The following is a 22912-nucleotide window of genomic DNA, read 5'->3' as shown; positions in this document are numbered from 1 at the left end:
CACTCAGCGATAAACCGGGAAATCTGCACAGAGTGCCGACACGTTCTTCGCGACATCGGCCTCGACATCGGCATCGCCGAGGTTGTCGAGGATGTCGCAGATCCAGCCGGCCAGCTCCACGCACTGGGCAACCTTGAAGCCACGGCTGGTGACTGCGGGGGTACCGATGCGCAGGCCCGAGGTGACGAACGGCGACTGCGGATCGTTGGGCACGGCGTTCTTGTTCACGGTGATGTGGGCGCGGCCCAGGGCGGCGTCAGCGTCCTTGCCGGTCAGGCCCTGACGGATCAGGCTGACCAGGAACAGGTGGTTGTCGGTGCCGCCGGAGACAACGTCGTAGCCGCGCTCGACGAATACCTGGGCCATGGCCTGGGCGTTGTCGATGACCTGCTGCTGATAGGTCTTGAAGCCCGGCTCCAGCGCTTCCTTGAAGCACACCGCCTTGGCGGCGATCACGTGCATCAGCGGGCCACCCTGGGCACCGGGGAACACCGCGGCGTTGAGCTTCTTCTCGATCTCTTCGTTGCTGCGCGCCAGGATCAGGCCACCGCGCGGACCACGCAGGGTCTTGTGGGTGGTGGTGGTGACCACGTCGGCGTACGGCAGCGGATTCGGATACAGGCCCGCGGCAACCAGGCCGGCAACGTGGGCCATGTCGACGAACAGGTAGGCACCGACCTTGTCAGCGATCTGACGGAAGCGTGGGAAATCGAGGGTTTTCGAGTAGGCCGAGAACCCGGCAACGATCATTTTCGGTTTATGTTCCAGCGCCAGGCGCTCGACTTCGTCGTAGTCGATCAGTCCAGTGACGGTGTCGATACCGTACTGCACGGCGTTGTACAGCTTGCCCGAGGACGACACCTTGGCACCGTGGGTCAGGTGGCCGCCGTGGGCCAGGCTCATGCCCAGGATGGTGTCGCCGGCCTGAAGCAGGGCCAGGTAGACCGCCGCGTTGGCCGAGGAGCCGGAATGTGGCTGGACGTTGGCGTAGTCGGCACCGAACAGCTGCTTGGCGCGGTCGATGGCCAGTTGCTCGACCTTGTCCACATGCTCGCAACCGCCGTAGTAGCGCTTGCCTGGATAGCCTTCGGCGTATTTGTTGGTCAGGCCGCTGCCCTGGGCCTGCATCACGCGCTTGCTGGTGTAGTTCTCCGAGGCGATCAGCTCGATGTGATCTTCCTGGCGTTGCTCTTCGGCATTGATCGCCGCCAGCAGTGCATCGTCGTAACCCTGGATCTGGTCTTGCTTGCTGAACATCGCAGTCTCTCCCGGCAGCGGCATCGGTTCTTGTGGGGCAATTGCCCTTTTGCAGCGATGGTATGACTGGCGCAGACAGCCCAGATGCCTACGGGCGCCACACAAAGGTGCGTTTACGACATGGGGACGCATCGCGGGGCAAGCCCGTTCCTACAGCCTGTAGGAGCGGGCTTGCCCCGCGATGGTTTGCCGCTTATTACGGTTGTATAGGCGACTTCATAAATCTTGTTTACAGTGCTCACCTGCGTCGTTCACAGGACAGTGTCATGACAGATAAAAGCCAACAATTCGCCAGCGACAACTACTCAGGCATCTGCCCGGAAGCCTGGGCCGCCATGGAAAAAGCCAACCAGGGTCACGACCGCGCCTACGGCGACGACCAGTGGACGGCCCGGGCCGCCGAGTATTTCCGCCAACTGTTCGAAACCGACTGCGAGGTGTTCTTCGCCTTCAACGGCACCGCGGCCAACTCCCTGGCGCTGTCGTCCCTGTGCCAGAGCTATCACAGCGTGATCTGTTCGGAGACTGCCCACGTCGAGACCGACGAATGCGGCGCGCCCGAGTTCTTTTCCAACGGCTCCAAGCTGCTCACCGCCCGTACCGTGGCCGGCAAGCTGACCCCGGATGCAATCCGCGAAGTGGCCCTCAAGCGCCAGGACATCCACTACCCCAAGCCACGGGTGGTGACCATCACCCAGGCCACCGAGGTCGGTAGCGTCTATCGCCCCGACGAGCTCAAGGCGATCAGCGCCACCTGCAAGGAACTGGGCCTGAACCTGCACATGGACGGCGCCCGCTTCAGCAACGCCTGCGCGTACCTGGGCTGCTCGCCGGCCGAGCTGACCTGGAAGGCCGGGGTCGATGTGCTGTGCTTTGGCGGCACCAAGAACGGCATGGCTGTGGGTGAGGCGATCCTGTTCTTCAACCGCAAGCTGGCCGATGACTTCGACTACCGCTGCAAGCAGGCGGGCCAGCTGGCGTCGAAGATGCGCTTTTTGTCCGCGCCCTGGGTCGGCCTGCTCGAAAGCGGTGCCTGGCTCAAGTACGGCGCCCATGCCAACCGTTGCGCACAGCTGCTCAGCGAACTGGTGAGCGACGTGCCGGGTGTCGAGCTGATGTTCCCGGTGGAGGCTAACGGGGTGTTCCTGCAGATGTCGGAGCCTGCCCTGGAAGCCTTGCGCAACAAGGGCTGGCGTTTCTACACCTTTATCGGCAGCGGTGGCGCGCGCTTCATGTGCTCCTGGGATACCGACGAAGCGCGGGTGCGTGAGCTGGCGGCGGATATCCGGGCTGCAATGGGGGCTTGAGGACCCTATCGCGGGGCAAGCCCGCTCCCACCGGGCCATGTGGGAGCGGGCTTGCCCCGCGAATTGACCTGATATTTCTGTCAGTTGAGCCCCTGTTTGCTGCGGTTTAGAGTGGATCCCCACAGCGATTTACTGGTGATCAATTCACCCCCAGGTCTCAAAATGACAGACATTTCAAATCTCGTTGTCTCAGCATTTTTTATTGTCGATGGCGAACCTCACAACCCCCGTGATGTGATGGGCATAGAAATGCTTTCGTCCTTCGCCATCGGCGACAATGTGCAATTCACTACAACAGCAAACAAGTACCTTAGTTTTCGTGTCTCTCAACGATATGTTTTTGAGAGTCCCAATCAAGGAAAATGGACCATTGGCATTATCGGGTATACATCGAAAGACAAAGAGCGCCTCCTCAAACTCATGACTGCTCACTCTCGACGCGGCAAGCAAAAGCATTGAGCGGGGCTACAGACGGAACCCACCCATCTGCCGTGCCAGGTCATCGGCCAGCCCGCGCAACGCCTGGCAATCCTGCCGGCAGCCCTGCACCTCGGCCGCTGTCTGCCGCGCCAGATCGGAAATTCCCTGCACGTTACGGTTGATCTCCTCGGTCACCGCCGACTGCTCTTCAGTCGCTGTCGCCACCTGCAGGTTCATGTCGCTGATGTGCTCCACCTGCCCGGTGATGGTGGTCAGGGACGCCCCCGTACGCTGGCTAGACTCGACCCCCGTACCCGTTGCCGCCTGCCCGGCATGCATCGAGGCCACGGCGTTGCCGGCGCCCTGCTTGAGGCGCTGGATCATCTGCTGGATCTCGTCGGTGGACACCTGGGTCCGCTGGGCCAGGGTGCGCACTTCATCAGCGACCACGGCAAAGCCACGGCCCATCTCGCCAGCCCTCGCCGCCTCGATGGCCGCGTTCAGCGCCAGCAGGTTGGTCTGTTCGGAAATACTGCGGATTACTGCAAGAACTTCGTCAATCGAGGCGACTTCTTCGGCCAACTGGCTGACAGCTCCTGCGGCTTGGCCAATCTCGCCAGACATGCCTTCAATATGTGCAATGGAACGCTGCACCACATCGCGGGCCTGCAGGGCTTCGCTGCGCGCCGTCTGCGAGGCCTGGGCGGCATTGCCGGCGTTTTGCGCGATCTCCTGCACGGTCAGGCCCATCTCATGCACCGCCGTGGCGACCATTTCGGTCATTTCCTGCTGCCTGAGCGAACGATCGGCGGTGTTGTCCACCACTTCGCTCACCTGACCAACCGCCTCATGCAAGCGCCCGGTGGTGCGCAACACGTCGCCGATCAGTGCGCGCTGGTTGTCGAGGAAGCCGTTGAACCCCCGGGCCAGGTCACCCAATTCATCGGCGCGGGAGGCATCCAGGCGCTGGGTCAGGTCGCCGCCACCGTTGCCGATCGCCATCAAGGCGCCGGTAACCCGGCGAATCGGTCGCACGATCCCCCGCGCCAGCAGCACCACCAGCAACAACGATACCAGCGCCACCGCCGCACCGATCAGGCTGGTCAACCACAGCGTTTCGCGCACTGGCGCATAGATCTGCGATTCCGGCACCTCGGCCACCAGGCTCCAGTTCAGGTCACGCAGCGGTAGACTCAGGGCCAGGTAGCCCTCACCATCCCGCTCGAAGCGGCTACTGTGTACGCCTTGCCCGCGGCTCAGTGCAACCTGCGCAGCCTCCTCACCGATTTGCTCGGCCAGGGTGCGTTTACCACTGAATTGCTGCTCGGGGTGGACCTGAATCAAGCCGTCGCCACGCACCAGGAAGACCCGACCGCGCTCACCGAAGCTGAAATTGTGGATCAGGGCCGACAGTTCGGTCATGCGCAGGCCCAACCCGGCTATACCCACCAGTTTGCCGGCTTTCTCTACCCGATAGTCGATGAACAGCGCCAGCTCGCCAGTGCCGCCGTCGGTGTCGATGTTCAGTAACCGTGGGTTACCACTATCGATAAAGCCGTAAAACCACTTGTCTGCCGGATTGCTGCGGCTCAGGGTCCGGTCCAGGCCTTTCTCGTTGTAGTAGTGATGGGTTTCGGTGGCGGCGAACAGTGCGGTGAATGCCTGGTTCTTTTCTCTGACCGCTTCGAGGTACTCGATAAATTGCGGCGCCTGGGCACTGTCCTCTCCGGCCGCCAACCAGTCACGCAGCAGGGTGTTGTTGGCAATGTCGGCCGCAGCGGTCAGCGGACGCGTCAACATGCGCTCGATGTCGTTACCAATTGCCTCAATGCTTGCCGGCAAGGCAGTGTCGACCAGGTAACGTTCCGTCAGGCGATTGACCGCCACCGAATAGATCCCGACCACGATGAGAACGCTCACCAGCAGGGCTGCGCCCATGCTTGCGATCAATTGCCACTGGATACTGCGCCGCCAGAACTGCATGGATTTCCCCTGGGTAAATGAGCCTTGTACTGCAATACACAAGCCAATTGTATACAGATGGAAATACAATTACTTCATTGACCCACGGCAATGCCGCCCACTGCCACAGGCAGTGAGCGAGCAAAAGAAGGGACAACGTTGGGCGCAGGACGATCAGTTGTTGCTGATGGTCCGGGCAATGACATCGACCGTGGCGCTGACTTGCTCTTGGTAACGGTCGAGGGCCTGTTGGTGCTGCTGTTGCAGTTCGATCTGCTTGGAGCACAGGTTGAGGGCTGCCAGGACCAGCAGCTTGTCACCGATCAGGGTCGGGTATTTACGCTTGGTCTCGGCCAGCGACGCATTGAGCATCTGCACGGCCTGCGCCAGGGCCTGTTCCTGGCCTTCGGGGGCCTTGATCGAATAGTCGTTGCCAAGGATCGACACGACATTGATCGGCTGTGCTGAAGTTCTCATGCGTTGACGGCACCGACGCTGGCGCGCTCGACCAGGGCCTGGATGCGCGCGGCGGTAGCGCCCTGCTTCTCTTCGTGTTCCATCAGCGCCAGCTGCAGGCTTTCGTTTTCATCCTTGGCCTGGGCCAGTTCGGCGCTGATCTGCGCGTTGCGCTCGGCCAGTTCCTGATTCTTCTGCACCAGGTCGCTGACCAGTTGTTCCAGTTGACTGAGGGAAGTTTCCAACATGATTGCCTTCTCGGGGATTTTCAGGGGGCGCACACGATAAAGAAAACTCCGCGTGGTCGCCAGGGATATCGGATCTAGACACATCGGCCTGGTGTTGATTGACCAACCGATACCCCACCGGTTCCCCTTTCATCATTGCCGCTGGTCAGGGAAAAGCTGGCCGGCCCAGATTTTTATCTTCGCCCACAACCGTCTTATCCAGACCGATAGGCGCGGCACGTCTTGGCGGCAATGCACCCTTTCCTCCAATACCTTCGGCTTGAGGCGATGCCACTGCGATACAGGGCCACCCTCGGGGGCGAAGCCGTTGTTGAACTTGGTCGCCAGCTTGTCCACGGCGTTCAACGCCGTGGTTACCGCCCCCTCCGCCCAGCCGCCCGTCCAGGAAACATCATCCCCGGCCAGGATGAAACCATCCATGGCAACGCCATTGCCGCCCTCGTAGAACTGGCTGAACAACTGCCGCTGGTTCTCATACTGCCCCGGCAGGTTCATCTTGAATGCGCCCAGGTAAAACGGCTCTTCCTCCCAGTTGATCTCCACGAAAGGATCGCTGTCGACAAAGTGCGAAGCCAGGTCCAGGCCTGGGTAAACCTTGTCAAGCAGCGTCGTGCATAGCTCGCCATGGCGCATGATCGAACGATCACCGAGAAATTTAAGGCTGTCGTTGTTCCAGGTGTAGGAAAGGAAAATGCCACTGCCCTTGTAGTCTCCTGTGTTTCGGCTGTAATCGACCAGGTAAGTGCCTCGGGTCAGGCGGTCGGAAAGCGTGATGCTCATCAGTTGTTTGCCATCAGTTCCGCGTTGGTGCCAGAAAGGCGTGCGGGTCTGGGCAAAAATCTTTGCCGATTGCATGTAGTGGCAGTACATCACCGCTTCCCACTGCTTCTGGCTTAACAATGACTGGCTGGCCTCGAGCCCCTCGACACCGTTCAAATAGCGGAATTTATCGAGAACCCGAAGGTGCGGGGTGTACACAACTGCAGCGTAGTCGCGACGAAAGTCCGCTCCGCTATCAAGGTTGTGGAATACCACCTCGAATCGGCCATCTTCCCGCCGACTGATCAGTCTGACTTCCTGACGCAGGGGGTTGACTCCCTGCAATGCGTGGAGGCTCAACTGTTCTACGGTCTCGGCGGGCAACCCGGGCACCTGCTCATCACCGAAATCGGCAGCAGGTCGTGACCATAAGCGTTGGGGCAGTTGGTCGGCGCCGTCGCGCATTAACAGGTGATTGATATCCAGGCCGGTGTACAGCACCCGCAGCACTTCGAGAAAACAGTTGGGGAAGTCTGTATTCCAGCCCCCCGTACCGAAGCCGATCTGTCCGAATACATTGATGTCTGCTGCTGACCAGCGTGCCTGCTCGACCATGGCGGCATGGAAGCTGAGGTTGTCCCAACCCTCACTGAGAATGTTGTCCCATATCTGCTTGATCAATGCTTGATCGATTGAGCCCGCTGACATGGCATTTTCCATCTCAGTGAAGCGGATGGGTTGTTGTTCAAGAAACTCGCCAAAGAACCGATCTTCTATTTCCTTAAATCGAAGAGGGCGCGGAAACGCTCCCTCATCACCTTCGAAATAATATTTATCCCCCTCGAAATCAACCACCGTACTCACTGCCGCCGAACTTCCCGGGTTAGGGAACTCCTCACTATTACCAACCATTCCGACTTTACGAAAATAGTGCATCAAGGCCTTCCCCGAAACAGGAAAGCGCATGGCACCACGCTCAAAAGGTACAGCGTCATTTACCGATTGTGAAAACAGTCTCCCACCAATACGCCCCCCCGCATCAACAACAACCGGGTGCAGCCCCATGCGCATGATCTCGTAGGCCGCAACCAGCCCGGCGGCACCCGCACCTACCACCAGCACCTGCTCCCCTGCGTGTTGCGCACTGATAGATCCAAGCGTCTTCTCCCCTCTCGCCAGAAGGTAACCACCATAATCAAATGGAAAGTCTGGAATAAGCGCACTCACATCCTTGTCCATAACGTGTTTGGCAAGGCGTATACGAGAAGGAATGGAAGACATTGCACTCTCCGCAGAAGTTAGACCTACGGAAAGAGCGTAGTGCCAGAGAATCGGGCTACTTATATTGAATTGAAATTCAAGCCAAGTTTCTTGGACTGGCAAAAATGCTAGTTGACGGCCGCAGTTAATAGCGCATTGATACATGCTCTTTCCAGGAGATAAACGCATGACCCGCACATCATTGCCTTTATGTATCGCCTGTGCCCAGATCGCCCCCAGGGTGGGCGAAGTGGACTACAACCGCCAACTGTGCAACGCGGCCATTGCCCACGCCGCGCAACAAGGTGCAGAACTGGTCGTACTGCCGGAGCTGGCGCAAAGCGGTTATGCCTTCCATGACCTTGATGAAGCCCTCGAGTCGGCGGAAGGTCTGTACGACCAGACGGTAATGGGCTGGTTCGAGTTGGCACGCCAACACGACATCATCGTTGTCGGCGGGCTCTGCGAGCGCCTGTCAGCCGTCGAAGTGGCCAACAGCGTCGTGCTGGTCGATCCCCGGGGCTGGTTGACCTGCTACCGCAAGGCCCACCTGTGGGACCGGGAAAAACTCATCTTCACCCCCGGCGACCAGCCTCCACCCATCGTGCATACGGCCAAAGGCCGCATCGGCCTGGTGATCTGCTACGACCTGGAACTACCCGAATGGGTTCGCCTGGCGGCACTCGGCGGCGCACAGTTGCTCTGTGCGCCCGTCAACTGGCCAGACCTGGGTCGTCCGGAAGGTGAAAGGCCGGCCGAGATCGTGAGAGTCCAGGCCGGCGCGGCAGTCAACCGAATGTTCATCGCCGCCTGTGATCGCCACGGCCATGAGCGCGGGATTGACTGGGTGGGTGGATCAACCATTGTCGACGCCGACGGTTTCCCCCTGGCCGGCGCCAGCAGCCTGCCCGAAGCACAATTGCTGGTGACCGACATCGATCTTGCCGAAGCCGACGACAAGTGGATCAGCGACCATAACCATGTGCACCAGGATCGCCGCCCGGAACTCTACGGCGGTGTGTGCGGCACTAGTACTCAATCCGCACATCCCCCTTGGGCACACTGCAGCAGGACAGGATATAGCCCTCCGCCACATCATCGTCAGTGATGCCGCCGTTGTGCTCCATCTCCACTTCGCCGCCCAGCTTGAGCACCTTGCAGGTGCCGCAGATGCCCATGCCGCAGGCCTTGGGGATCATCAGGCCCAGCTTGGCCGCCGCCGCATGCACGGTTTCGCCCGGGGCCACGCGGATGCTCTTGCCGGTAGAGGTGAACTCCACCTGGTGCAGGTCGCTGGCGTCGACTTCGGCAGCTTCCGCCGCCTGCTCGGCGTGTTCCACGGCATCGGCCTTGACCTCGGCCGGTGTCGCCCCGAACGATTCCTCGTGATAACGACTCATGTCGTAACCGACACCTTCGAGCAGGCGCTTGACCGCGTGCATGTAGGGGGTCGGGCCGCAGCAGAAGATTTCCCGCTCCATGAAGTCCGGCGCGATCAACTCCATCAGCTTCTGGTTCAGGTAGCCGCGATAGCCTGCCCAGGGTTCGCCCAGGCCATGCTTCTCGCAAATGATGTGCAGGCTGAAGTTGGGGATCCGCGAGGCCATCTGTTCCAGCTCGCGGTGGTAGATGATGTCTTTCGGTGAGCGGGCACTATGGACGAAGACCATGTCGACATTGCCGTTGGTGTCGTAGAACCAGCGGGCCATGGACATCACCGGGGTGATGCCGACGCCGCCGCTGAGGTACAGCACCTTGGGGCTGGGGAAGTCGATGGCGTTGAACAGCCCGACCGGCCCGTGCACCGCCAGCTCCTGACCTTCGTGCAGGGTATCGTGCAACCAGTTGGAAACCTTGCCACCCGGCACCCGCTTGATGGTCACCGAGAAGCTGTAGGGCACCGACGGCGAACTGGAAATGGTGTACGAGCGCATGATCGGCTCGCCCTCGATCTCCAGCTCCAGGGTCACGAACTGCCCGGGCTTGAAGAAGAACATGATGGGCTGGTCGGCCATGAAACAGAAGGTCCGCACATCCCAGGTTTCCTGGATCACCTTGACGCAACGGACGATGTGGCGGCCGTTGGCCCAGGTCTGGGTGCTGACCGGATTGAGGAAGTTGGACATGCTCGTCTCCACGGCCGACTGCGGCCTGATGGCTTCGATTCTGCTCAAGCTGCGCAACGGACACATACCTATCCGCGACATCGGCGTGCTTATCGCGACCAGGCCCCTGCCACAAGGGCTGGCGCGTCGGAAACGGATCTTTTCATGTCGCCCATGGATATGGTTCGTGGCGCCTTCGAACGCACACTCCATCGCAAATGATCCTGCTGTAATCAAGCCTTGCGTCGCCATAACAACGATTAGCCACTTTCACCGGCCACCAGCACCGGCCATGAGGACCTACACGATGGACGTCACCGCAACTTTGAGTCTGGGCGATCCACTGGAACCTGCGCGCAAGGCGACAGCCGAGATGCTGCAGAGCCGCGAGCGCACCTTCTCGCTGCCACAGCCGTTCTACACCGACGAACGCCTGTTCCAGATCGACATGGAAGAAATCTTCCAGAAGGAATGGCTGATTGCCGGGATGACCTGTGAGATCCCGGCCAAAGGCAACTTCCTGACCCTGCAGATCGGCAAGAACCCGATCCTGGTGGTGCGTGGCGCCGAAGGCCAGGTGCATGCCTTCCATAACGTCTGCCGGCACCGTGGCTCGCGCCTGTGCACCAGTGACAAGGGCAAGGTGGCCAAGCTGGTCTGTCATTACCACCAGTGGACCTACGAGCTCGATGGCCGCCTGCTGTTCGCCGGCACCGAGATGGGTGCCGACTTCGATATGAAGCAATACGGCCTCAAGCCTGTGAACGTGAAGACTGCCGGTGGCTACATCTTCATCAGCCTGGCGGAGAATCCGCCGGCGATCGACGACTTCCTCTCCACCTTGGCTCACTACATGGAGCCCTACGACATGGAGAACACCAAGGTGGCCGTACAGACCACCTTGATGGAAAAGGCCAACTGGAAGCTGGTACTGGAGAACAACCGCGAGTGCTACCACTGCAGTGGTTCGCACCCGGAGCTGTTGAAAACCCTGCTGGAGTGGGACGACGTCACCGACCCACGGGCCGACCAGGCGTTCAAGGACCACGTCGCCGCCTCCGCGGCGGCCTGGGACGCCGAGAAGATCCCCTATGCCCATGCCAGCTTCGGCCTGCGCAACCGTATCGTGCGCATGCCGCTGCTCAAGGGCACGGTGTCCATGACCCTGGATGGCAAGCAGGGCTGCCAGAAGCTGATGGGCCGGATCAAGAACCCAGACCTCGGTTCGATGCGCATCCTGCACCTGCCGCACTCCTGGAACCACTGCATGGGCGATCACATGATCGTCTTCACCGTCTGGCCGATCAGCGCCCAGGAAACCATGGTCACCACCAAGTGGCTGGTGCACAAGGACGCGGTCGAAGGCGTGGACTACGACCCCGAGCGCATGCGCCAGGTATGGGACGCCACCAACGACCAGGACCGTCGCCTGGCCGAGGAGAACCAGCGGGGTATCAACTCCACGGCTTACCAGCCAGGGCCTTATTCCAAGACCTATGAGTTCGGTGTGGTGAACTTTGTCGACTGGTACAGCGAGCGAATGCTGAACAACCTGGGGGCGGCGCCTGCGCCTTACCTCAAGGGTGTGGCTGCGCAATAGTAGTGAACCCATCGCGGGGCAAGCCCGCTCCTACGGGTCTGTAGGAGCGGGCTTGCCCCGCGATGAGGCCGGCACTGCCTGTACAAATTCTGATCACCCCCCGCAATCCCCAGCCCCTCCTGGCCCGCGCCACACAGCAAACACTTTATCCACAGGACAACCCACAGCGAATGTGGGCAAGTCATTGATTTTCCCTCGAAAATAGTTTGATCAATATTTGATCAATCGGCTGAACACCTTGTAAAACGTGGCTCACAGGCGAGCGCAAACACCTTATCCACAAAGACGCCAACAGACTTTGTGTGCAAAAGTCAGGACGGTGGAAAAGTGCTGTGGATAATGCCCTGAGCGCCAGGTTTGACGGGGATAAACAGCGCTAAGGCCGGCAATCGATCACTATTTGATCAATTCGATACAGCCCTTGCAGAACGTGGCCTGCAGCCATGGGCAAACATATTATCCACAGAGGCGCCAACAGCCATTGTGGGCAATATCAATCAGGACAGAGGGAGAATAACCAGGAAAATCCGTGACTTAACCTGATCATTTTTTGACCATAACGCCAGAGGGCACGCCATGCGTGCCCTCCAGCCATACACAAACACTTTATCCACAGATCGGCCAACAGAGATTGTGGGCAATCCCTCAGCGCAATACGCCTTCTTCCACCAGCAACTTGAGGATGGCTTCGGCACCGGCCTGCGGGCTGACGTCCTTGAGCACTTGTCCACCGCCGCCACTGGCCTTGGCGGTGGCGGCTTTCATGCGGTCGGCGCCGCTCTTGGCCTTGATCACCTTGAGGCGCTTGGGCCGCGGTTTGGCCGACTGCAGTTCGGCGCTTGTGAATAACGTATCTTCGACAATTTCTACCGTGCGCGCCGCCAGCACGCCCCGCCGCGCCGGGCCGAAAGCGCTCTGGCGCGGCTTGGGCGCAGCGTTATCCACAGTGGCCAGCAATGGCAGGCGCACCTTGAGCCGACGCCGCTGGCCCCGTGGCAAGGCTTGTAAAACCTGGGCTACGCCATTGTGGATAGATTCCACTTCGGCCAGCCCGACCACCAGCGGCCAGCCCAGACGCTCGGCCAACAGGAACGGCAGCATACCCGAGCCTTCGCCGGTCTCGGCCTGGCTCCCGGTCAGGACCAACTGTGCACCGGCGTCACGAAGATAGTCGCCCAACACACCCAAGGCATCCGCTCCCTGGGGTTGCTCCAGTACATCCAGCTGCGCCAGGCCCATGCCCAGGTAGGCGCGCAATGCCGGCTCCTGTGGATCACCAGCATGCAGCACCTGCAAGTTATCCCCAGCCAGTTGCAGCCCCAGTTCCACCGCCCGGGCGTCCTGCTCTGCACGCCGGCTGCGGCCGGAGCTGGGATGGGCACCGATTGAAACCAGACTGATGACCTTGGCGTTCATAGTTATCCCCTGCCCTTACGCCGCGTCACGCTTGGCGTCGTTGCGATAGTTTTCCACAGCCTCGACCAGCGCCTGCAAAATCGCGGCGCTGTCGCCGATCACTGACAGATCGGCCCGTTTGATCATGTCGCAACCGGGGTCCATGTTGATCGCCACCACCTTGTCGCAGGCGCCGATGCCCTGCAGGTGCTGGATCGCGCCCGAGATACCCACAGCCACGTAAACCCGCGCCGTGACCCAGGTACCGGTGGCCCCGACCTGGCGGTTACGCGGCATGAAGCCGTCGTCCACCGCCACCCGCGAGGCGCCTTCGGTCGCGCCGAGGGCGACGGTCGCACGGTGGAACAGCTCCCAGTCCTTGACGCCGTTGCCGCCAGAGACGATGAATTCGGCTTCGGCCATGGCAATCGCCGCCGGGTCTACAGCGACCGGCCCCAGGTCTTCGATGCGTGCAAGGTGGCGCGCCACGCCTGTGGACAACTCCACCGGCAGGGCTTCATGACGGGTTTCGCTGACCGGCTCGGCGCATTCTGCCGCCGCCAGGACCAGCCGCGGCAAGCTGCGGTGGAGGTCCTGCTGGCCAGCACCCGCTCGACCGGTGCATTGGCCATCCTTGACCTGCCAGACCCGGGTCGCCGGCCGCTCGCCAATGGCGGCGGCAAAGCGCCGGCCCAGCTCCCCTCCTCCCGTGCGACTGTCCGGAAGCAGCCAGTGCCGTGGTGAAAACTGGTTATCCACAGCCCGCAGGCCTTGCACCAGTTGCTCCGGTGCATAACCTTCGAACTCATCGCCCTCGATGACCAGCAGTCGATCAACGCCCGCACCAGCAAAGTTGCTCTCTTTGTGCTCGCCAAAGACCACGGCGAGCACAGCACCGTCGCTACCGGCCAGGCTGTGGGCAAGCCCGAGCAGGTCACGGTCGTGGCTGCCCAGGCGGCCACCGACCATGTCCGGAACCACGGCAATGTAGAACGCCGGCGCCGGCACCTGGTGCAGCGGCAACTGCACGGCAACGGCAGCTGTTCGCTTGTTGCTGGTGCCCTGCTGGGCACCGCTGCGGTCGATGCGCTTGATACCGTTGGGGCCGATGAAACCGACGCCGTGAGGGTTCTTGCGGATAATGCCGTTGGGGCCCATCCAGCTGTGCTGCTGCGTCTGCTGCATGGCCGCGTGCAAGGGGTGCAGGCGGTTGCGGGCGATCCACTCGGCGCGCGGATCACGGCGAATAATGTCGCTCATCAGTGCACCTCCGCAGGTTCACGCTTTGCCGGCGTCGACTTGTTCGCTGGCGCTTGTTCTTCGAGCAGGGCGTCGGCCACCAGTTCGGCCAGGTCCTTGATCAGCGGCCGGGGCTCGACCACACCTTCAAGCATCGCCGTGCACTGTGGACAACCCACGGCGACCAACTCGGCAGCGGTCTCGCGGATATCGTCCATGCGCATGTCGGGAATCCGCTGCTTGCCGGGGATATCGGTGATCGGCGCACCGCCGCCACCGCCGCAGCAACGCGAACGGAAGCCCGAGCGCTGCATCTCCTTGATCTCGATGCCCAGGGCGCGCAACACGTCGCGCGGCGCTTCGTACTCGCCGTTGTAGCGGCCCAGGTAGCACGGATCGTGATAGGTCACGCTGCCGCCCTTGTGCTGGCCGAGGTTGAGCCTGCCGGCACCGATCAGTTCGGCAATGTAGGTGCTGTGGTGCTGCACCAGGTAGTCACCACCGAAGGCGCCGTATTCGTTCTTGAGCACATGGAAGCTGTGCGGATCGCAGGTGACGATGCGCTTGAAGCTGTACTTGGCCATGGTCTGGATATTGCGCCGGGCCAGTTGCTGGAAGGTCGCCTCGTCACCCAGGCGACGGGCCACGTCGCCGCTGTCGCGCTCCTCCAGGCCGAGCACGGCGAAGTCCACCTGGGCCGCCTTGAGCACCTTGACGAAGGCACGAAGGGTGCGCTGGTTGCGCATGTCGAAGGCGCCGTCGCCGACCCAGAACAGCACTTCGGTGGTCTGGATGTCGCCGAGCACATTCAGGTTCAGGTCCGCCGCCCAGTTCATCCGCCCGCCCGGGGCGAAACCGCCGGGGTTGTCGGTGGCGATCAGGTTGTCCAGGACCTCGGCGCCCTTGTTCGGCGTGGCGCCTTTTTCCAGGGTCAGGTGACGGCGCATGTCGACGATGGCATCGACGTGCTCGATCATCATCGGGCACTCCTCCACGCAGGCGCGGCAGGTGGTGCACGACCATAGGGTTTCGGCATCGACCAGGCCGTTGACGATCGGCTGGTGCGGGTTGCCGCCGTGTTCACCAACCGGCTTGCCCGGGTACGGGCTGCCGGCGAATTTGGCATCGGTGCCGCCGGCCAGGCCGACGACCATGTCCTGGATGAGCTTTTTCGGATTCAGCGGTTGTCCGGCGGCAAAGGCCGGGCAGGCGGCTTCGCATTTGCCGCACTGTACGCAGGCGTCGAAGCCGAGCAGTTGGTTCCAGGTGAAATCCTTGGGTTTCTCCACCCCCAGCAGCGCCTCGGGGTCTTCCAGGTCCAGGGGCTTGAGGCCAGTGGAACGTCCGCCGCCGAAGCGCTCGGCACGGCGGTGCCAGGCCAGGTGCAGGGCACCGGCGAAGGCGTGCTTCATCGGCCCGCCCCAGGTCATGCCGAAGAACAGCTCGGACACACCCCAGAGCACACCCACGCCCAGCAACGCGACCAGCAGCCAGCCACCGAAGCCTTCCGGCAGGATCCCGGCGACCGGCAAGGTGGCGATAAAGAAGCTCGCGGCGAACACCAGCAGGCTTTTCGGCAGGCGCATCCACGGGCCTTTCGACAGGCGCGAGGGCGGGTTGAGCCTGCGCTTGTAGACGAACAGGGCACCGGCAAACATCAGTACCGTAGCGAACAACAAGGCATAGCCGAGAATCTTGTTGTGCAGACCGAAGCCGTGCACCAGGATCGCCAGCAGCGCAGCCAGCACAAAGCCACCGGCAGTGGCGACGTGGGTGTTGGCCATGTATTTGTCGCGGGCGACCACGTGGTGCAGGTCGACCATGTAGCGCCGCGGCATGGCCAGCAGGCCGCCGAGCAAGTCGACCTTCGATGGTCGGCCTTGGCGCCACATCCGCACACGCCGCAGTGCGCCGAGGGCGGCAAGGCCCAGGGCGGCGAACAGCAGGATGGGTAAAAGGGTGTTCAACATGGGAGGCTCCCACACGAATCGCGCTCGGGAAATGACCCTGTAGGAGCGGGCTTGTCCCGCGATTACGACGGTGCTTCATACACCGTATCGCGGGGCAAGCCCGCTCCTACACAGTCCCGCAGTCTGGTCAGAAATCCTTGCACAGGCGCAAGGCGTCATAGATGGCGGCATGGGTGTTGCGCTGCGCCACGCAGTCGCCGATGCGATACAGCAGATACCCTTCGCCCGGCTGGCTGAGGATCGGCTGCGGCTGGATCGCGAACAGTGCCTCGATATCGATCTGGCCCTTGTTGCGCGAGCCTTCCTTGAGCCCGTAATAGAGCGCCTCGTCCGGCCGCACGCCGTTCTCGATCACCACCTGGTCGACCACCCGCTCCTCCTTGGCGCCGGTGTATTCGTTCTCCAGCACCGCCACCAGCTTGTCGCCCTCGCGGTAGACCTTCTCCAGCGCCAGGTCGCCGGTCATGATCACTTCCTTGGGGTACATGCTGCGGTAGTAGGTCGGGAACGAGGTGCCACCAATGGCCACGCCCGGCTTGATGTCGTCGGTGACAATCTCGACCTGGCTGCCCTTGTCGGCGATATAGTCGGCCACCGACATACCGGTGAACTCGCAGATGGTGTCGTAGACCAGCACGTTCTTGCCCGGCGCAACCTTGCCGTCGAGCACGTCCCAGCTGCTGACCACCAGGCCTTCGGCAGCGCCCCAGTGCTCGTTCTGTTCCAGGAACGGATGGCCCCCCACTGCCAGCACGATCACATCCGGACGCAGGTCCTTGATGGTGTCGATATCCGCGGCGGTGCCCAGGCGCAGGTCCACCTTCAGGCGCGCCAGCTCCAGTTGGTACCAGCGGGTGATACCGGCAATCTGGTCGCGCTGTGGCGCCTTGGCGGCGATGCTGATCTGCCCGCCGATGGCGTCCTTCTTCTCGAACAGGGTGACGTCGTGGCCGCGCTCGGCCGAGACGCGAGCCGCCTCCATCCCCGCAGGTCCCGCGCCAACCACCACCACCTTGCGCTTGGGCCCGGTAGATTTTTCGATGATGTGCGGCACGCCCATGTATTCACGGGAAGTCGCGGCGTTCTGGATGCACAACACATCCAGGCCCTGGTACTGGCGGTCGATGCAGTAGTTGGCACCGACGCACTGCTTGATCTGGTCGACCTGGCCCATCTTGATCTTGGCGATCAGGTGCGGGTCGGCGATGTGCGCACGGGTCATGCCGACCATGTCCACGTAACCGCCTTCGAGGATGCGCGTGGCCTGGTTCGGGTCCTTGATGTTCTGCGCGTGCAGCACCGGCACCTTGACCACTTCCTTGATCCCGGCGGCCAAGTGCAGGAACGGCTCCGGTGGGTAGCTCATGTTCGGGATGACGTTGGCCAGGGTGTTGTGGGTGTCGCAACCCGAGCCGATCACGCCGAAGAAATCGACCATGCCGGTGGCGTCGTAATACTTGGCGATTTCCTTCATGTCCTCGTGGCTGAGGCCATCGGGGTGGAATTCGTCGCCGCAGATGCGCATGCCCACGCAGAAGTCCGGTCCGACCTCGGCACGCACGGCCTTGAGCACTTCCAGGCCGAACTTCATGCGTCCTTCGAAGGTGCCGCCCCACTCATCGGTACGCTTGTTGACCCGCGGGCTCCAGAACTGGTCGATCATGTGCTGGTGCACGGCCGACAGCTCGACGCCGTCCAGGCCACCCTCCTTGGCCCGGCGCGCCGCTTGCGCGTAGTTGCCGATCACCCGCCAGATCTCCTCCGGCTCGATGGTCTTGCAGGTGGCACGGTGCACGGGTTCGCGGATGCCCGACGGCGACATCAGGGTCGGCCAGTTGAAGCCGTCCCAGCGCGAGCGCCGGCCCATGTGGGTAATCTGGATCATGATCTTGGCGCCATGCTTGTGCATGGCGTCGGCCAGGTTCTGGAAGTGCGGGATGATGCGGTCGGTGGACAGGTTCACCGAGGCCCACCACTCCTGCGGACTGTCGATGGCCACCACCGAGGAGCCGCCACAGATCGCCAGGCCCAGTCCGCCCTTGGCTTTCTCTTCGTAGTATTTGATGTAGCGCGCGGTGGTCATGCCGCCGTCGGTGGCGTAGACCTCAGCATGCGCAGTGCTCAGTACCCGGTTGCGGATGGTCAGTTTGCCGATCTGGATCGGCTGGAACATTGCTTCGAAAGCCATGGCGAGATCCTCGACTTACAGCGGCTTGACGATGAACAGGCCGTCGTCGTGGCCTTCTTCCGAACCGCCGTAGACCTGCTCGGCGACCGTGCGGATGGAGCTGCCGCGGGCGGCCAGGATCTGGTCCATGGCCCCGGCGAACCAGCCGGTGAACATGTAGTCGACCTTGCGCCCGACCTTGCCGTACACGTAGACAAAGGCCGAATGCTCGAGCTTGACGCTGGCGGTGCCTGTTTCCAGGTCGATGTCCTGGATCTTGAACAGGCCCCAGCCACGCTGCGACAGACGCTTCATGTAGTGTTCGAACACCGCCACGCCTTCCAGGCCATGGCATTCGGCCTCTTTCTCGCACCAGTGCCAGGCGGACTTGTAGCCGGCCTTGTAGAGGATCTCGGCGTAGGCCTCGGCGCCCAGCACTTCCTCGATGCCCATGTGGTTGTTGACGAAGAAATGCCGTGGCACGTAGAGCATCGGCAGGGCATCACTGGTCCAGACACCGGTTTCGCTGTCGACTTCGATAGGCAATTGCGGGGCGATCTTGGCCATGGAAACTCAACTCCAGAAGAATTTTGATTGATGGCCCCGGCGTACTGGCCGGGGCGGACAGACTTGGAGTAAGGCTTACTCGCCCCACACGTCCTTGAGTACGTTGACCCAGTTCTCGCCCATGATCTTGCGCACCACGCGCTCGGAATGGCCGCGTTTGAGCAGGGTCTCGGTGAGGTTGGGGAACTCGCCCACGGTGCGGATGCCCAGCGGGTTGATGATCTTGCCGAAGTTGGTCAGGCGCCGGGCGTAGCCCTTGTCGTGGGTCAGGTATTCGAAGAAATCCTGGCCATGGCCCTGGGTGAAGTCGGTACCGATGCCGATGGCGTCTTCGCCAACGATGTTCATGGTGTATTCGATGGCTTCGGCGTAGTCGTCGATGGTCGAATCGATGCCCTTGGCCAGGAACGGCGCGAACATGGTCACGCCGACGAAACCGCCATGGTCGGCAATGAATTTCAGCTCTTCATCGGACTTGTTGCGCGGGTGCTCCTTGAGCCCGGACGGCAGGCAGTGGGAGTAGCACACCGGTTTTTTCGATTCGAGGATGACTTCTTCGGAGGTTTTCGAGCCGACATGGGACAGGTCACACATGACCCCGACGCGGTTCATTTCCGCGACGATTTCCCGGCCGAAGCCCGACAGACCGCCATCACGCTCGTAGCAGCCGGTGCCGACCAGGTTCTGGGTGTTGTAGCACATCTGCACGATGCCCACGCCCAGCTGCTTGAACACCTCGACGTAACCGATCTGGTCTTCGTATGCATGGGCATTCTGGAAGCCGAAGAGGATACCGGTCTTGCCCAGCTCCTTGGCCTTGCGGATGTCGGCGGTGGTACGCACCGGCATCACCAGATCGCTGTTCTCGCGGATCAGCTTCTGGCTGGCGGCAATGTTGTTGACCGTGGCCTGAAAGCCCTCCCAGACCGACACCGTGCAGTTGGCGGCGGTCAGGCCACCCTTGCGCATGTCCTCGAACAGCTCGCGGTTCCATTTGGCAATAATCAGTCCGTCGATAACGATGCTGTCGGCGTGTAATTCGGCTGGGCTCATCAGGCTGTCCCCTTTATTGGCAAGTCCTGCGCCGAATCGTGTGCCGGCGCTTTGGGACCAGCATATGCCTCGGGGCCAGGTCGCTAAGATGCAAAAACGACAGGGGAATTGCCGAAAGCGTCAAACCACGACAAAGGTGCTGCAAGGCCCAAGATGAACAATCGTGGCGAGACAGCCACTATGCTGTTCTTTGCCGGGGCGCTGAGCGAGAATCAGCGCCCATGTTCCCCTCGGAGGATGACTGAATGAGAACGATGGTATGGCTGGCCCTGGCCGCCCTGGCCTTTGGTGCCCACGCCAGTGAAGAAGACAGTACGCCGTGCGACAACGTCGAAAACGACCAGCAGAACTACGACTGCGCACTGTTCAGCCGCACCACTGCCGAGCGTGAACTCGACGCCGCGTTTGCCGACCTGCTGGAGCGGATCAAGGAGCAATATGCCGGCCAGGAGGCCAAGGTCAGTGACCTGAGCAAGCGCCTGAACAACGCCGAAACGCAGTGGAAACAGCTGCGCGACGCCGACTGCAAGGTCGAGACCTTTGACGCCAAGCCCGGCCAGGCATTCGACACCGCGCAAAACACCTGCCTGGCCCAACGTAGCGACGATCGCTCGGAATACCTGCAATCGCTGGGCCTGCAGTAACCCTAGATATATGGGTTGTACTTCAATCGATGCTCCCATTCAGATACTGGCGGCTGCGGGGTTACCGATGACGAGTATTCGTAGCCCAAGGCCGCAATATCCAACACATCACTCAAGCGCTTGCGTGTGTCGCCATCACCCGGGCCATAAATCATATCGTCATTGAGGTTATGCCCCAGCGCGCCCCCCTCTTCGGGCTGATAGTTGTCCCGCCCCCTGATCGCCTGCCAGTCCGCCCAGACTTTGTCGACGAAGCAGTGATGAAGAAAAAACACCGGGTCATCCGGTGACATCATTGTTGCCATGTTGCCCCCGATCCAGTTGTGCACGCGGTTGTGCAACTGGGTGCCCGGGTCGGTCAAGGCACTGTCGGCATTGGGTGTAACCCATCCTTCCAGGTAGTTACAGAATCCCATCTGGAACTGCTCGCCAAAATGTCCGGGTTCAGAGTAATGCGGCCGCGCCATGGCCCTTGCCAATGCCTGTGCATTCGGCAGCGTGCTTGCGAGTCTGCCAAAGCTGCGCCGCAGAGGCTCTTGCCTGCCCTCTACAAGCGGAAAAACAACTGGCCACGTTTGCGGGTTGGAAAAAGGTCCGTTCTGGATGAAGTCGTTGTCTTGCGGATTTCCATCTCCCCCCATCCAGTCGGCGGTCCAGATGGGCGACGCCAGCGGATTTTCACTGTCCAGCGTCCAGTCCCAGTACGGCAGTGCACCGTCCCTGAACGAACCCACCGTGCGCAGCTCATCTTCCAACATTTTCACGAACCAGCGGTGCCATGGCAGGAAGGCCGGTCCTCTGTGGGCATGGTTACGAAAACTGGCGTACTGGGGCTCTCCAGGCAGTGAAGTCGCTTCCATGGCGTCATGATGCCATTTCACATACTTGTCGTATTCCCCTCGACGTTTCAACTCAAGAAATGCGCTGGTTAAACCAACTCTTTCATCGCGAGTAAGCGCTCGTATTTCCTTTCTGATCAGATTGTCCATAAAAATTGCTCCCTTGAGATTTGCCCTATTCGGACAGGAGCTTCACCATAGATCGCAATTGTTTGGCGCCGATACTGACAGAAATGCCAGGTCCGCCCAGGCCTTACCCTGAAGAGCAGCAGCCCCCATGAAAATCTGTGGTATTGAAATCAAGGGCAGCGAAGCCCTGTGCGCCGTCGCAATGCTGGATGCTGGCCAGCCCAGCCATGCACAACCATCAATCAAGAAACTTGCCCTGGACAATGATGAGGACGCCGCGCAAGTCAAGGCATTCGCCCACGGCGTACAAGCCCTGCTGAGCGAGCATGGCATCACCGCCCTGGCCATCAAGAAGCGCAGCAAGAAAGGCGAGTTTGCCGGCGGCCCGCTGACGTTCAAGATCGAAGCCATCCTGCAGATGCTTGAAGGCTGCGAGGTTCACTTGCTGTCGCCGCAAACCGTCAGCGCTCAAGCCAAAAAGCACAACCTGCAAATGCCAGGTTCACTGAACAAGTACCAGCACGAAGCCTACAAGACCGCCTGCGCCCTGTTGCTCAGCCGCCGCTGACAACCACGGCCTGAGCCTTGCGGTCCTCCCGTGGGCAACGCTCAAAACGCCCGCGGTAACAGCGGGTGAAGTAGGAGGCCGATTCGAAGCCGCAGGCGATGCCCACTTCCAGCACACTCATGTCGGTCTGACGCAGCAGCTGGCGCGCCTTGTCCAGGCGCAGGCGCAGGTAGAAGCCGCTGGGTGTGTCCTTCAGGTACAGGCGAAACAGGCGCTCCAGCTGGCGCCGGGTGACCTGCACCTGCTCGGCCAGCACCAGGGTGTTCAGCGGTTGCTCGGTGTTGCGCTCCATCTCGCCGATCACCTGCACCAGCTTCTTGTTGCTGATGCCATAGCGCGAGGCGATCTGCATGCGCTGGTGGTCCTGGCGCGGGCGGATGCGCCCCAGCACGAACTGTTCGGACACCTGGATGGCCAGTTGCGGGCCGTGGGCCTGGGCGATCAGGTCGAGCATCAGATCGATCGAGGCGGTACCACCGGCCGAAGTGATGCGCCGCCGATCCACTTCGAACAGTTCCTGGGTTGCCTGTAGCTGCGGGTAGGACTCCTTGAACGCTTCCAGGGCCTCCCAGTGCAGGGTCACCCGATGCCCGTCGAGCAGCCCGGCCTCGGCCAGCACCACGGTGCCAGTGTCGATCCCGCCCAGTATCACGCCCTCATGATCGAGCTTGCGCAGCCAGTGTTGCAGCACCGGGCTGTAGCTGCCCAACGGCTCGAAGCCGGCCACCACCAGCAGTGTCGCGCCCTTCGCCAACGACTGCAGGGAGCCGTCGGCGTTGACCGACATGCCATTGCTGGCCTGCACTGCCCCGCCCCCTATGCTCAGTACCTGCCAGCGGTACAACCCGGCGCGAAAGCGGTTGGCCACCCGCAGCGGTTCGACCGCCGAAATGAAGCCGATGGCGGAAAAACCGGGAAGCAGCAGAAAGTAGAAATCCTGGGGCATAGCGAACGACTCGACGGCCAC

The 22912-nt window shown here is 61.4% G+C and carries 20 protein-coding genes and 1 pseudogene; 6 read left to right on the top strand and 15 right to left on the bottom strand.

Translation table 11 applies throughout. The annotated features are described in order from the left end of the window. Positions 1–3: 3 nt before the first annotated feature. On the bottom strand, positions 4–1257 hold the full coding sequence (gene glyA / locus ACIQUS_RS07820; protein WP_403045106.1) for a serine hydroxymethyltransferase: 1254 nt from the start codon (positions 1255–1257) through the stop codon (positions 4–6). Between the two features lie 266 nt (positions 1258–1523). Between glyA and ACIQUS_RS07815 the strand changes: the two genes are divergently transcribed. Together ACIQUS_RS07815 and ACIQUS_RS07810 are read left to right on the top strand one after the other, a co-directional pair. Beyond that, positions 1524–2564 carry a low specificity L-threonine aldolase gene (locus ACIQUS_RS07815; RefSeq protein WP_403045104.1) on the top strand — a complete coding sequence of 347 codons (1041 nt, stop codon included), beginning with the start codon at positions 1524–1526 and terminating at the stop codon, positions 2562–2564. Positions 2565–2726: 162 nt separating this feature from the next. After that, complete coding sequence (locus tag ACIQUS_RS07810; protein WP_403045102.1) at positions 2727–3023, top strand: hypothetical protein; 297 nt, start codon at positions 2727–2729, stop codon at positions 3021–3023. Between the two features lie 6 nt (positions 3024–3029). Here ACIQUS_RS07810 and ACIQUS_RS07805 read toward each other — a convergent pair whose 3' ends face one another. The 5 genes and pseudogenes from ACIQUS_RS07805 to ACIQUS_RS07785 form a co-directional block, all read right to left on the bottom strand. After that, entirely contained in the window at positions 3030–3758 is a 729-nt protein-coding gene (locus tag ACIQUS_RS07805; protein WP_403045397.1) for a methyl-accepting chemotaxis protein, read from the bottom strand. Positions 3759–3890: 132 nt separating this feature from the next. Beyond that, positions 3891–4922: pseudogene (locus tag ACIQUS_RS07800) on the bottom strand (cache domain-containing protein); the annotation flags it as partial. 198 nt (positions 4923–5120) lie between these two features. Continuing rightward, a complete protein-coding gene (locus ACIQUS_RS07795; protein WP_403045100.1) occupies positions 5121–5423 on the bottom strand; it encodes a cell division protein ZapA in 303 nt (100 codons plus the stop codon). Further along, positions 5420–5650, bottom strand: a complete 231-nt coding sequence (locus ACIQUS_RS07790) for a hypothetical protein (RefSeq protein ID WP_403045097.1) — start codon at positions 5648–5650, stop codon at positions 5420–5422. The genes ACIQUS_RS07795 and ACIQUS_RS07790 overlap by 4 nt, the downstream gene beginning before the upstream one ends. A gap of 132 nt (positions 5651–5782) precedes the next feature. Beyond that, a complete protein-coding gene (locus ACIQUS_RS07785; protein ID WP_403045094.1) occupies positions 5783–7690 on the bottom strand; it encodes a flavin monoamine oxidase family protein in 1908 nt (635 codons plus the stop codon). A 166-nt stretch (positions 7691–7856) separates the two neighbouring features. On the opposite strand from ACIQUS_RS07785, the gene ACIQUS_RS07780 reads away from it, so the two are divergent. Continuing rightward, positions 7857–8777, top strand: a complete 921-nt coding sequence (locus ACIQUS_RS07780) for a nitrilase-related carbon-nitrogen hydrolase (protein WP_403045091.1) — start codon at positions 7857–7859, stop codon at positions 8775–8777. On the opposite strand, the gene gbcB is transcribed toward ACIQUS_RS07780, so the two are convergent. Further along, positions 8698–9795: a glycine-betaine demethylase subunit GbcB gene (gene gbcB, locus ACIQUS_RS07775; protein ID WP_403045088.1), complete on the bottom strand. Its 1098-nt coding sequence runs from the start codon at positions 9793–9795 to the stop codon at positions 8698–8700. The two genes, ACIQUS_RS07780 and gbcB, sit on opposite strands and share 80 nt — an antisense overlap. A 286-nt stretch (positions 9796–10081) precedes the next feature. On the opposite strand from gbcB, the gene gbcA reads away from it, so the two are divergent. Beyond that, the gene (gene gbcA / locus ACIQUS_RS07770) at positions 10082–11374 is read left to right on the top strand and encodes a glycine-betaine demethylase subunit GbcA (RefSeq protein WP_403045085.1); all 1293 of its coding nucleotides are present in this window, start codon (positions 10082–10084) and stop codon (positions 11372–11374) included. 645 nt (positions 11375–12019) lie between these two features. On the opposite strand, the gene ACIQUS_RS07765 is transcribed toward gbcA, so the two are convergent. The 6 genes from ACIQUS_RS07765 to ACIQUS_RS07740 form a co-directional block, all read right to left on the bottom strand. Continuing rightward, positions 12020–12790, bottom strand: coding sequence for an electron transfer flavoprotein subunit beta (locus tag ACIQUS_RS07765; RefSeq protein ID WP_403045082.1), 771 nt, complete (start codon positions 12788–12790; stop codon positions 12020–12022). A 15-nt stretch (positions 12791–12805) separates the two neighbouring features. Continuing rightward, positions 12806–14029, bottom strand: a complete 1224-nt coding sequence (locus ACIQUS_RS07760) for an electron transfer flavoprotein subunit alpha/FixB family protein (RefSeq protein WP_403045080.1) — start codon at positions 14027–14029, stop codon at positions 12806–12808. After that, a complete protein-coding gene (gene dgcB / locus ACIQUS_RS07755; protein WP_403045077.1) occupies positions 14029–15978 on the bottom strand; it encodes a dimethylglycine demethylation protein DgcB in 1950 nt (649 codons plus the stop codon). Before dgcB ends, ACIQUS_RS07760 begins: the two co-directional genes overlap by 1 nt. 127 nt (positions 15979–16105) lie before the next feature. Further along, complete coding sequence (dgcA, locus tag ACIQUS_RS07750) at positions 16106–18166, bottom strand: dimethylglycine demethylation protein DgcA (protein WP_403045074.1); 2061 nt, start codon at positions 18164–18166, stop codon at positions 16106–16108. A gap of 15 nt (positions 18167–18181) precedes the next feature. Continuing rightward, positions 18182–18712: a DUF5943 domain-containing protein gene (locus ACIQUS_RS07745; RefSeq protein ID WP_095156247.1), complete on the bottom strand. Its 531-nt coding sequence runs from the start codon at positions 18710–18712 to the stop codon at positions 18182–18184. Positions 18713–18787: 75 nt separating this feature from the next. Next, a complete protein-coding gene (locus ACIQUS_RS07740) occupies positions 18788–19765 on the bottom strand; it encodes a dipeptidase (RefSeq protein WP_403045069.1) in 978 nt (325 codons plus the stop codon). 245 nt (positions 19766–20010) lie between these two features. Between ACIQUS_RS07740 and ACIQUS_RS07735 the strand changes: the two genes are divergently transcribed. Then, entirely contained in the window at positions 20011–20409 is a 399-nt protein-coding gene (locus tag ACIQUS_RS07735) for a lysozyme inhibitor LprI family protein (RefSeq protein ID WP_403045067.1), read from the top strand. Between the two features lie 2 nt (positions 20410–20411). Here ACIQUS_RS07735 and ACIQUS_RS07730 read toward each other — a convergent pair whose 3' ends face one another. Further along, positions 20412–21398, bottom strand: coding sequence for a tyrosinase family protein (locus ACIQUS_RS07730; protein ID WP_403045064.1), 987 nt, complete (start codon positions 21396–21398; stop codon positions 20412–20414). 127 nt (positions 21399–21525) lie between these two features. Between ACIQUS_RS07730 and ACIQUS_RS07725 the strand changes: the two genes are divergently transcribed. Beyond that, positions 21526–21945, top strand: a complete 420-nt coding sequence (locus ACIQUS_RS07725; RefSeq protein ID WP_403045062.1) for a DUF3010 family protein — start codon at positions 21526–21528, stop codon at positions 21943–21945. Here ACIQUS_RS07725 and ACIQUS_RS07720 read toward each other — a convergent pair. After that, on the bottom strand, positions 21932–22891 hold the full coding sequence (locus ACIQUS_RS07720; RefSeq protein WP_403045059.1) for a GlxA family transcriptional regulator: 960 nt from the start codon (positions 22889–22891) through the stop codon (positions 21932–21934). The genes ACIQUS_RS07725 and ACIQUS_RS07720 overlap by 14 nt on opposite strands. Positions 22892–22912: the final 21 nt, after the last annotated feature.

Origin of the sequence: Pseudomonas sp. NPDC090755 (assembly GCF_044769005.1) — a bacterium.
In the GTDB taxonomy this organism is placed as follows: Bacteria; Pseudomonadota; Gammaproteobacteria; order Pseudomonadales; family Pseudomonadaceae; genus Aquipseudomonas.
The sequence above is the reverse complement of the archived record's forward strand: the minus strand, read 5'-3'. Positions and strand labels throughout refer to the sequence as shown.

Coding starts and splice junctions, on each gene's coding strand:
- dgcA (WP_403045074.1), bottom strand. CDS start 18,166: ATGGCTTTCGAAGCAATGTTCCAGCCGATCCAGATCGGCAAACTGACC.
- ACIQUS_RS07790 (WP_403045097.1), bottom strand. CDS start 5,650: ATGTTGGAAACTTCCCTCAGTCAACTGGAACAACTGGTCAGCGACCTG.
- dgcB (WP_403045077.1), bottom strand. CDS start 15,978: ATGTTGAACACCCTTTTACCCATCCTGCTGTTCGCCGCCCTGGGCCTT.
- ACIQUS_RS07805 (WP_403045397.1), bottom strand. CDS start 3,758: ATGGTCGCCACGGCGGTGCATGAGATGGGCCTGACCGTGCAGGAGATC.
- ACIQUS_RS07765 (WP_403045082.1), bottom strand. CDS start 12,790: ATGAACGCCAAGGTCATCAGTCTGGTTTCAATCGGTGCCCATCCCAGC.
- ACIQUS_RS07785 (WP_403045094.1), bottom strand. CDS start 7,690: ATGTCTTCCATTCCTTCTCGTATACGCCTTGCCAAACACGTTATGGAC.
- ACIQUS_RS07730 (WP_403045064.1), bottom strand. CDS start 21,398: ATGGACAATCTGATCAGAAAGGAAATACGAGCGCTTACTCGCGATGAA.
- ACIQUS_RS07760 (WP_403045080.1), bottom strand. CDS start 14,029: ATGAGCGACATTATTCGCCGTGATCCGCGCGCCGAGTGGATCGCCCGC.
- ACIQUS_RS07780 (WP_403045091.1), top strand. CDS start 7,857: ATGACCCGCACATCATTGCCTTTATGTATCGCCTGTGCCCAGATCGCC.
- gbcA (WP_403045085.1), top strand. CDS start 10,082: ATGGACGTCACCGCAACTTTGAGTCTGGGCGATCCACTGGAACCTGCG.
- ACIQUS_RS07795 (WP_403045100.1), bottom strand. CDS start 5,423: ATGAGAACTTCAGCACAGCCGATCAATGTCGTGTCGATCCTTGGCAAC.
- ACIQUS_RS07720 (WP_403045059.1), bottom strand. CDS start 22,891: ATGCCCCAGGATTTCTACTTTCTGCTGCTTCCCGGTTTTTCCGCCATC.
- ACIQUS_RS07725 (WP_403045062.1), top strand. CDS start 21,526: ATGAAAATCTGTGGTATTGAAATCAAGGGCAGCGAAGCCCTGTGCGCC.
- ACIQUS_RS07735 (WP_403045067.1), top strand. CDS start 20,011: ATGAGAACGATGGTATGGCTGGCCCTGGCCGCCCTGGCCTTTGGTGCC.
- ACIQUS_RS07740 (WP_403045069.1), bottom strand. CDS start 19,765: ATGAGCCCAGCCGAATTACACGCCGACAGCATCGTTATCGACGGACTG.
- ACIQUS_RS07815 (WP_403045104.1), top strand. CDS start 1,524: ATGACAGATAAAAGCCAACAATTCGCCAGCGACAACTACTCAGGCATC.
- ACIQUS_RS07745 (WP_095156247.1), bottom strand. CDS start 18,712: ATGGCCAAGATCGCCCCGCAATTGCCTATCGAAGTCGACAGCGAAACC.
- gbcB (WP_403045088.1), bottom strand. CDS start 9,795: ATGTCCAACTTCCTCAATCCGGTCAGCACCCAGACCTGGGCCAACGGC.
- ACIQUS_RS07810 (WP_403045102.1), top strand. CDS start 2,727: ATGACAGACATTTCAAATCTCGTTGTCTCAGCATTTTTTATTGTCGAT.
- glyA (WP_403045106.1), bottom strand. CDS start 1,257: ATGTTCAGCAAGCAAGACCAGATCCAGGGTTACGACGATGCACTGCTG.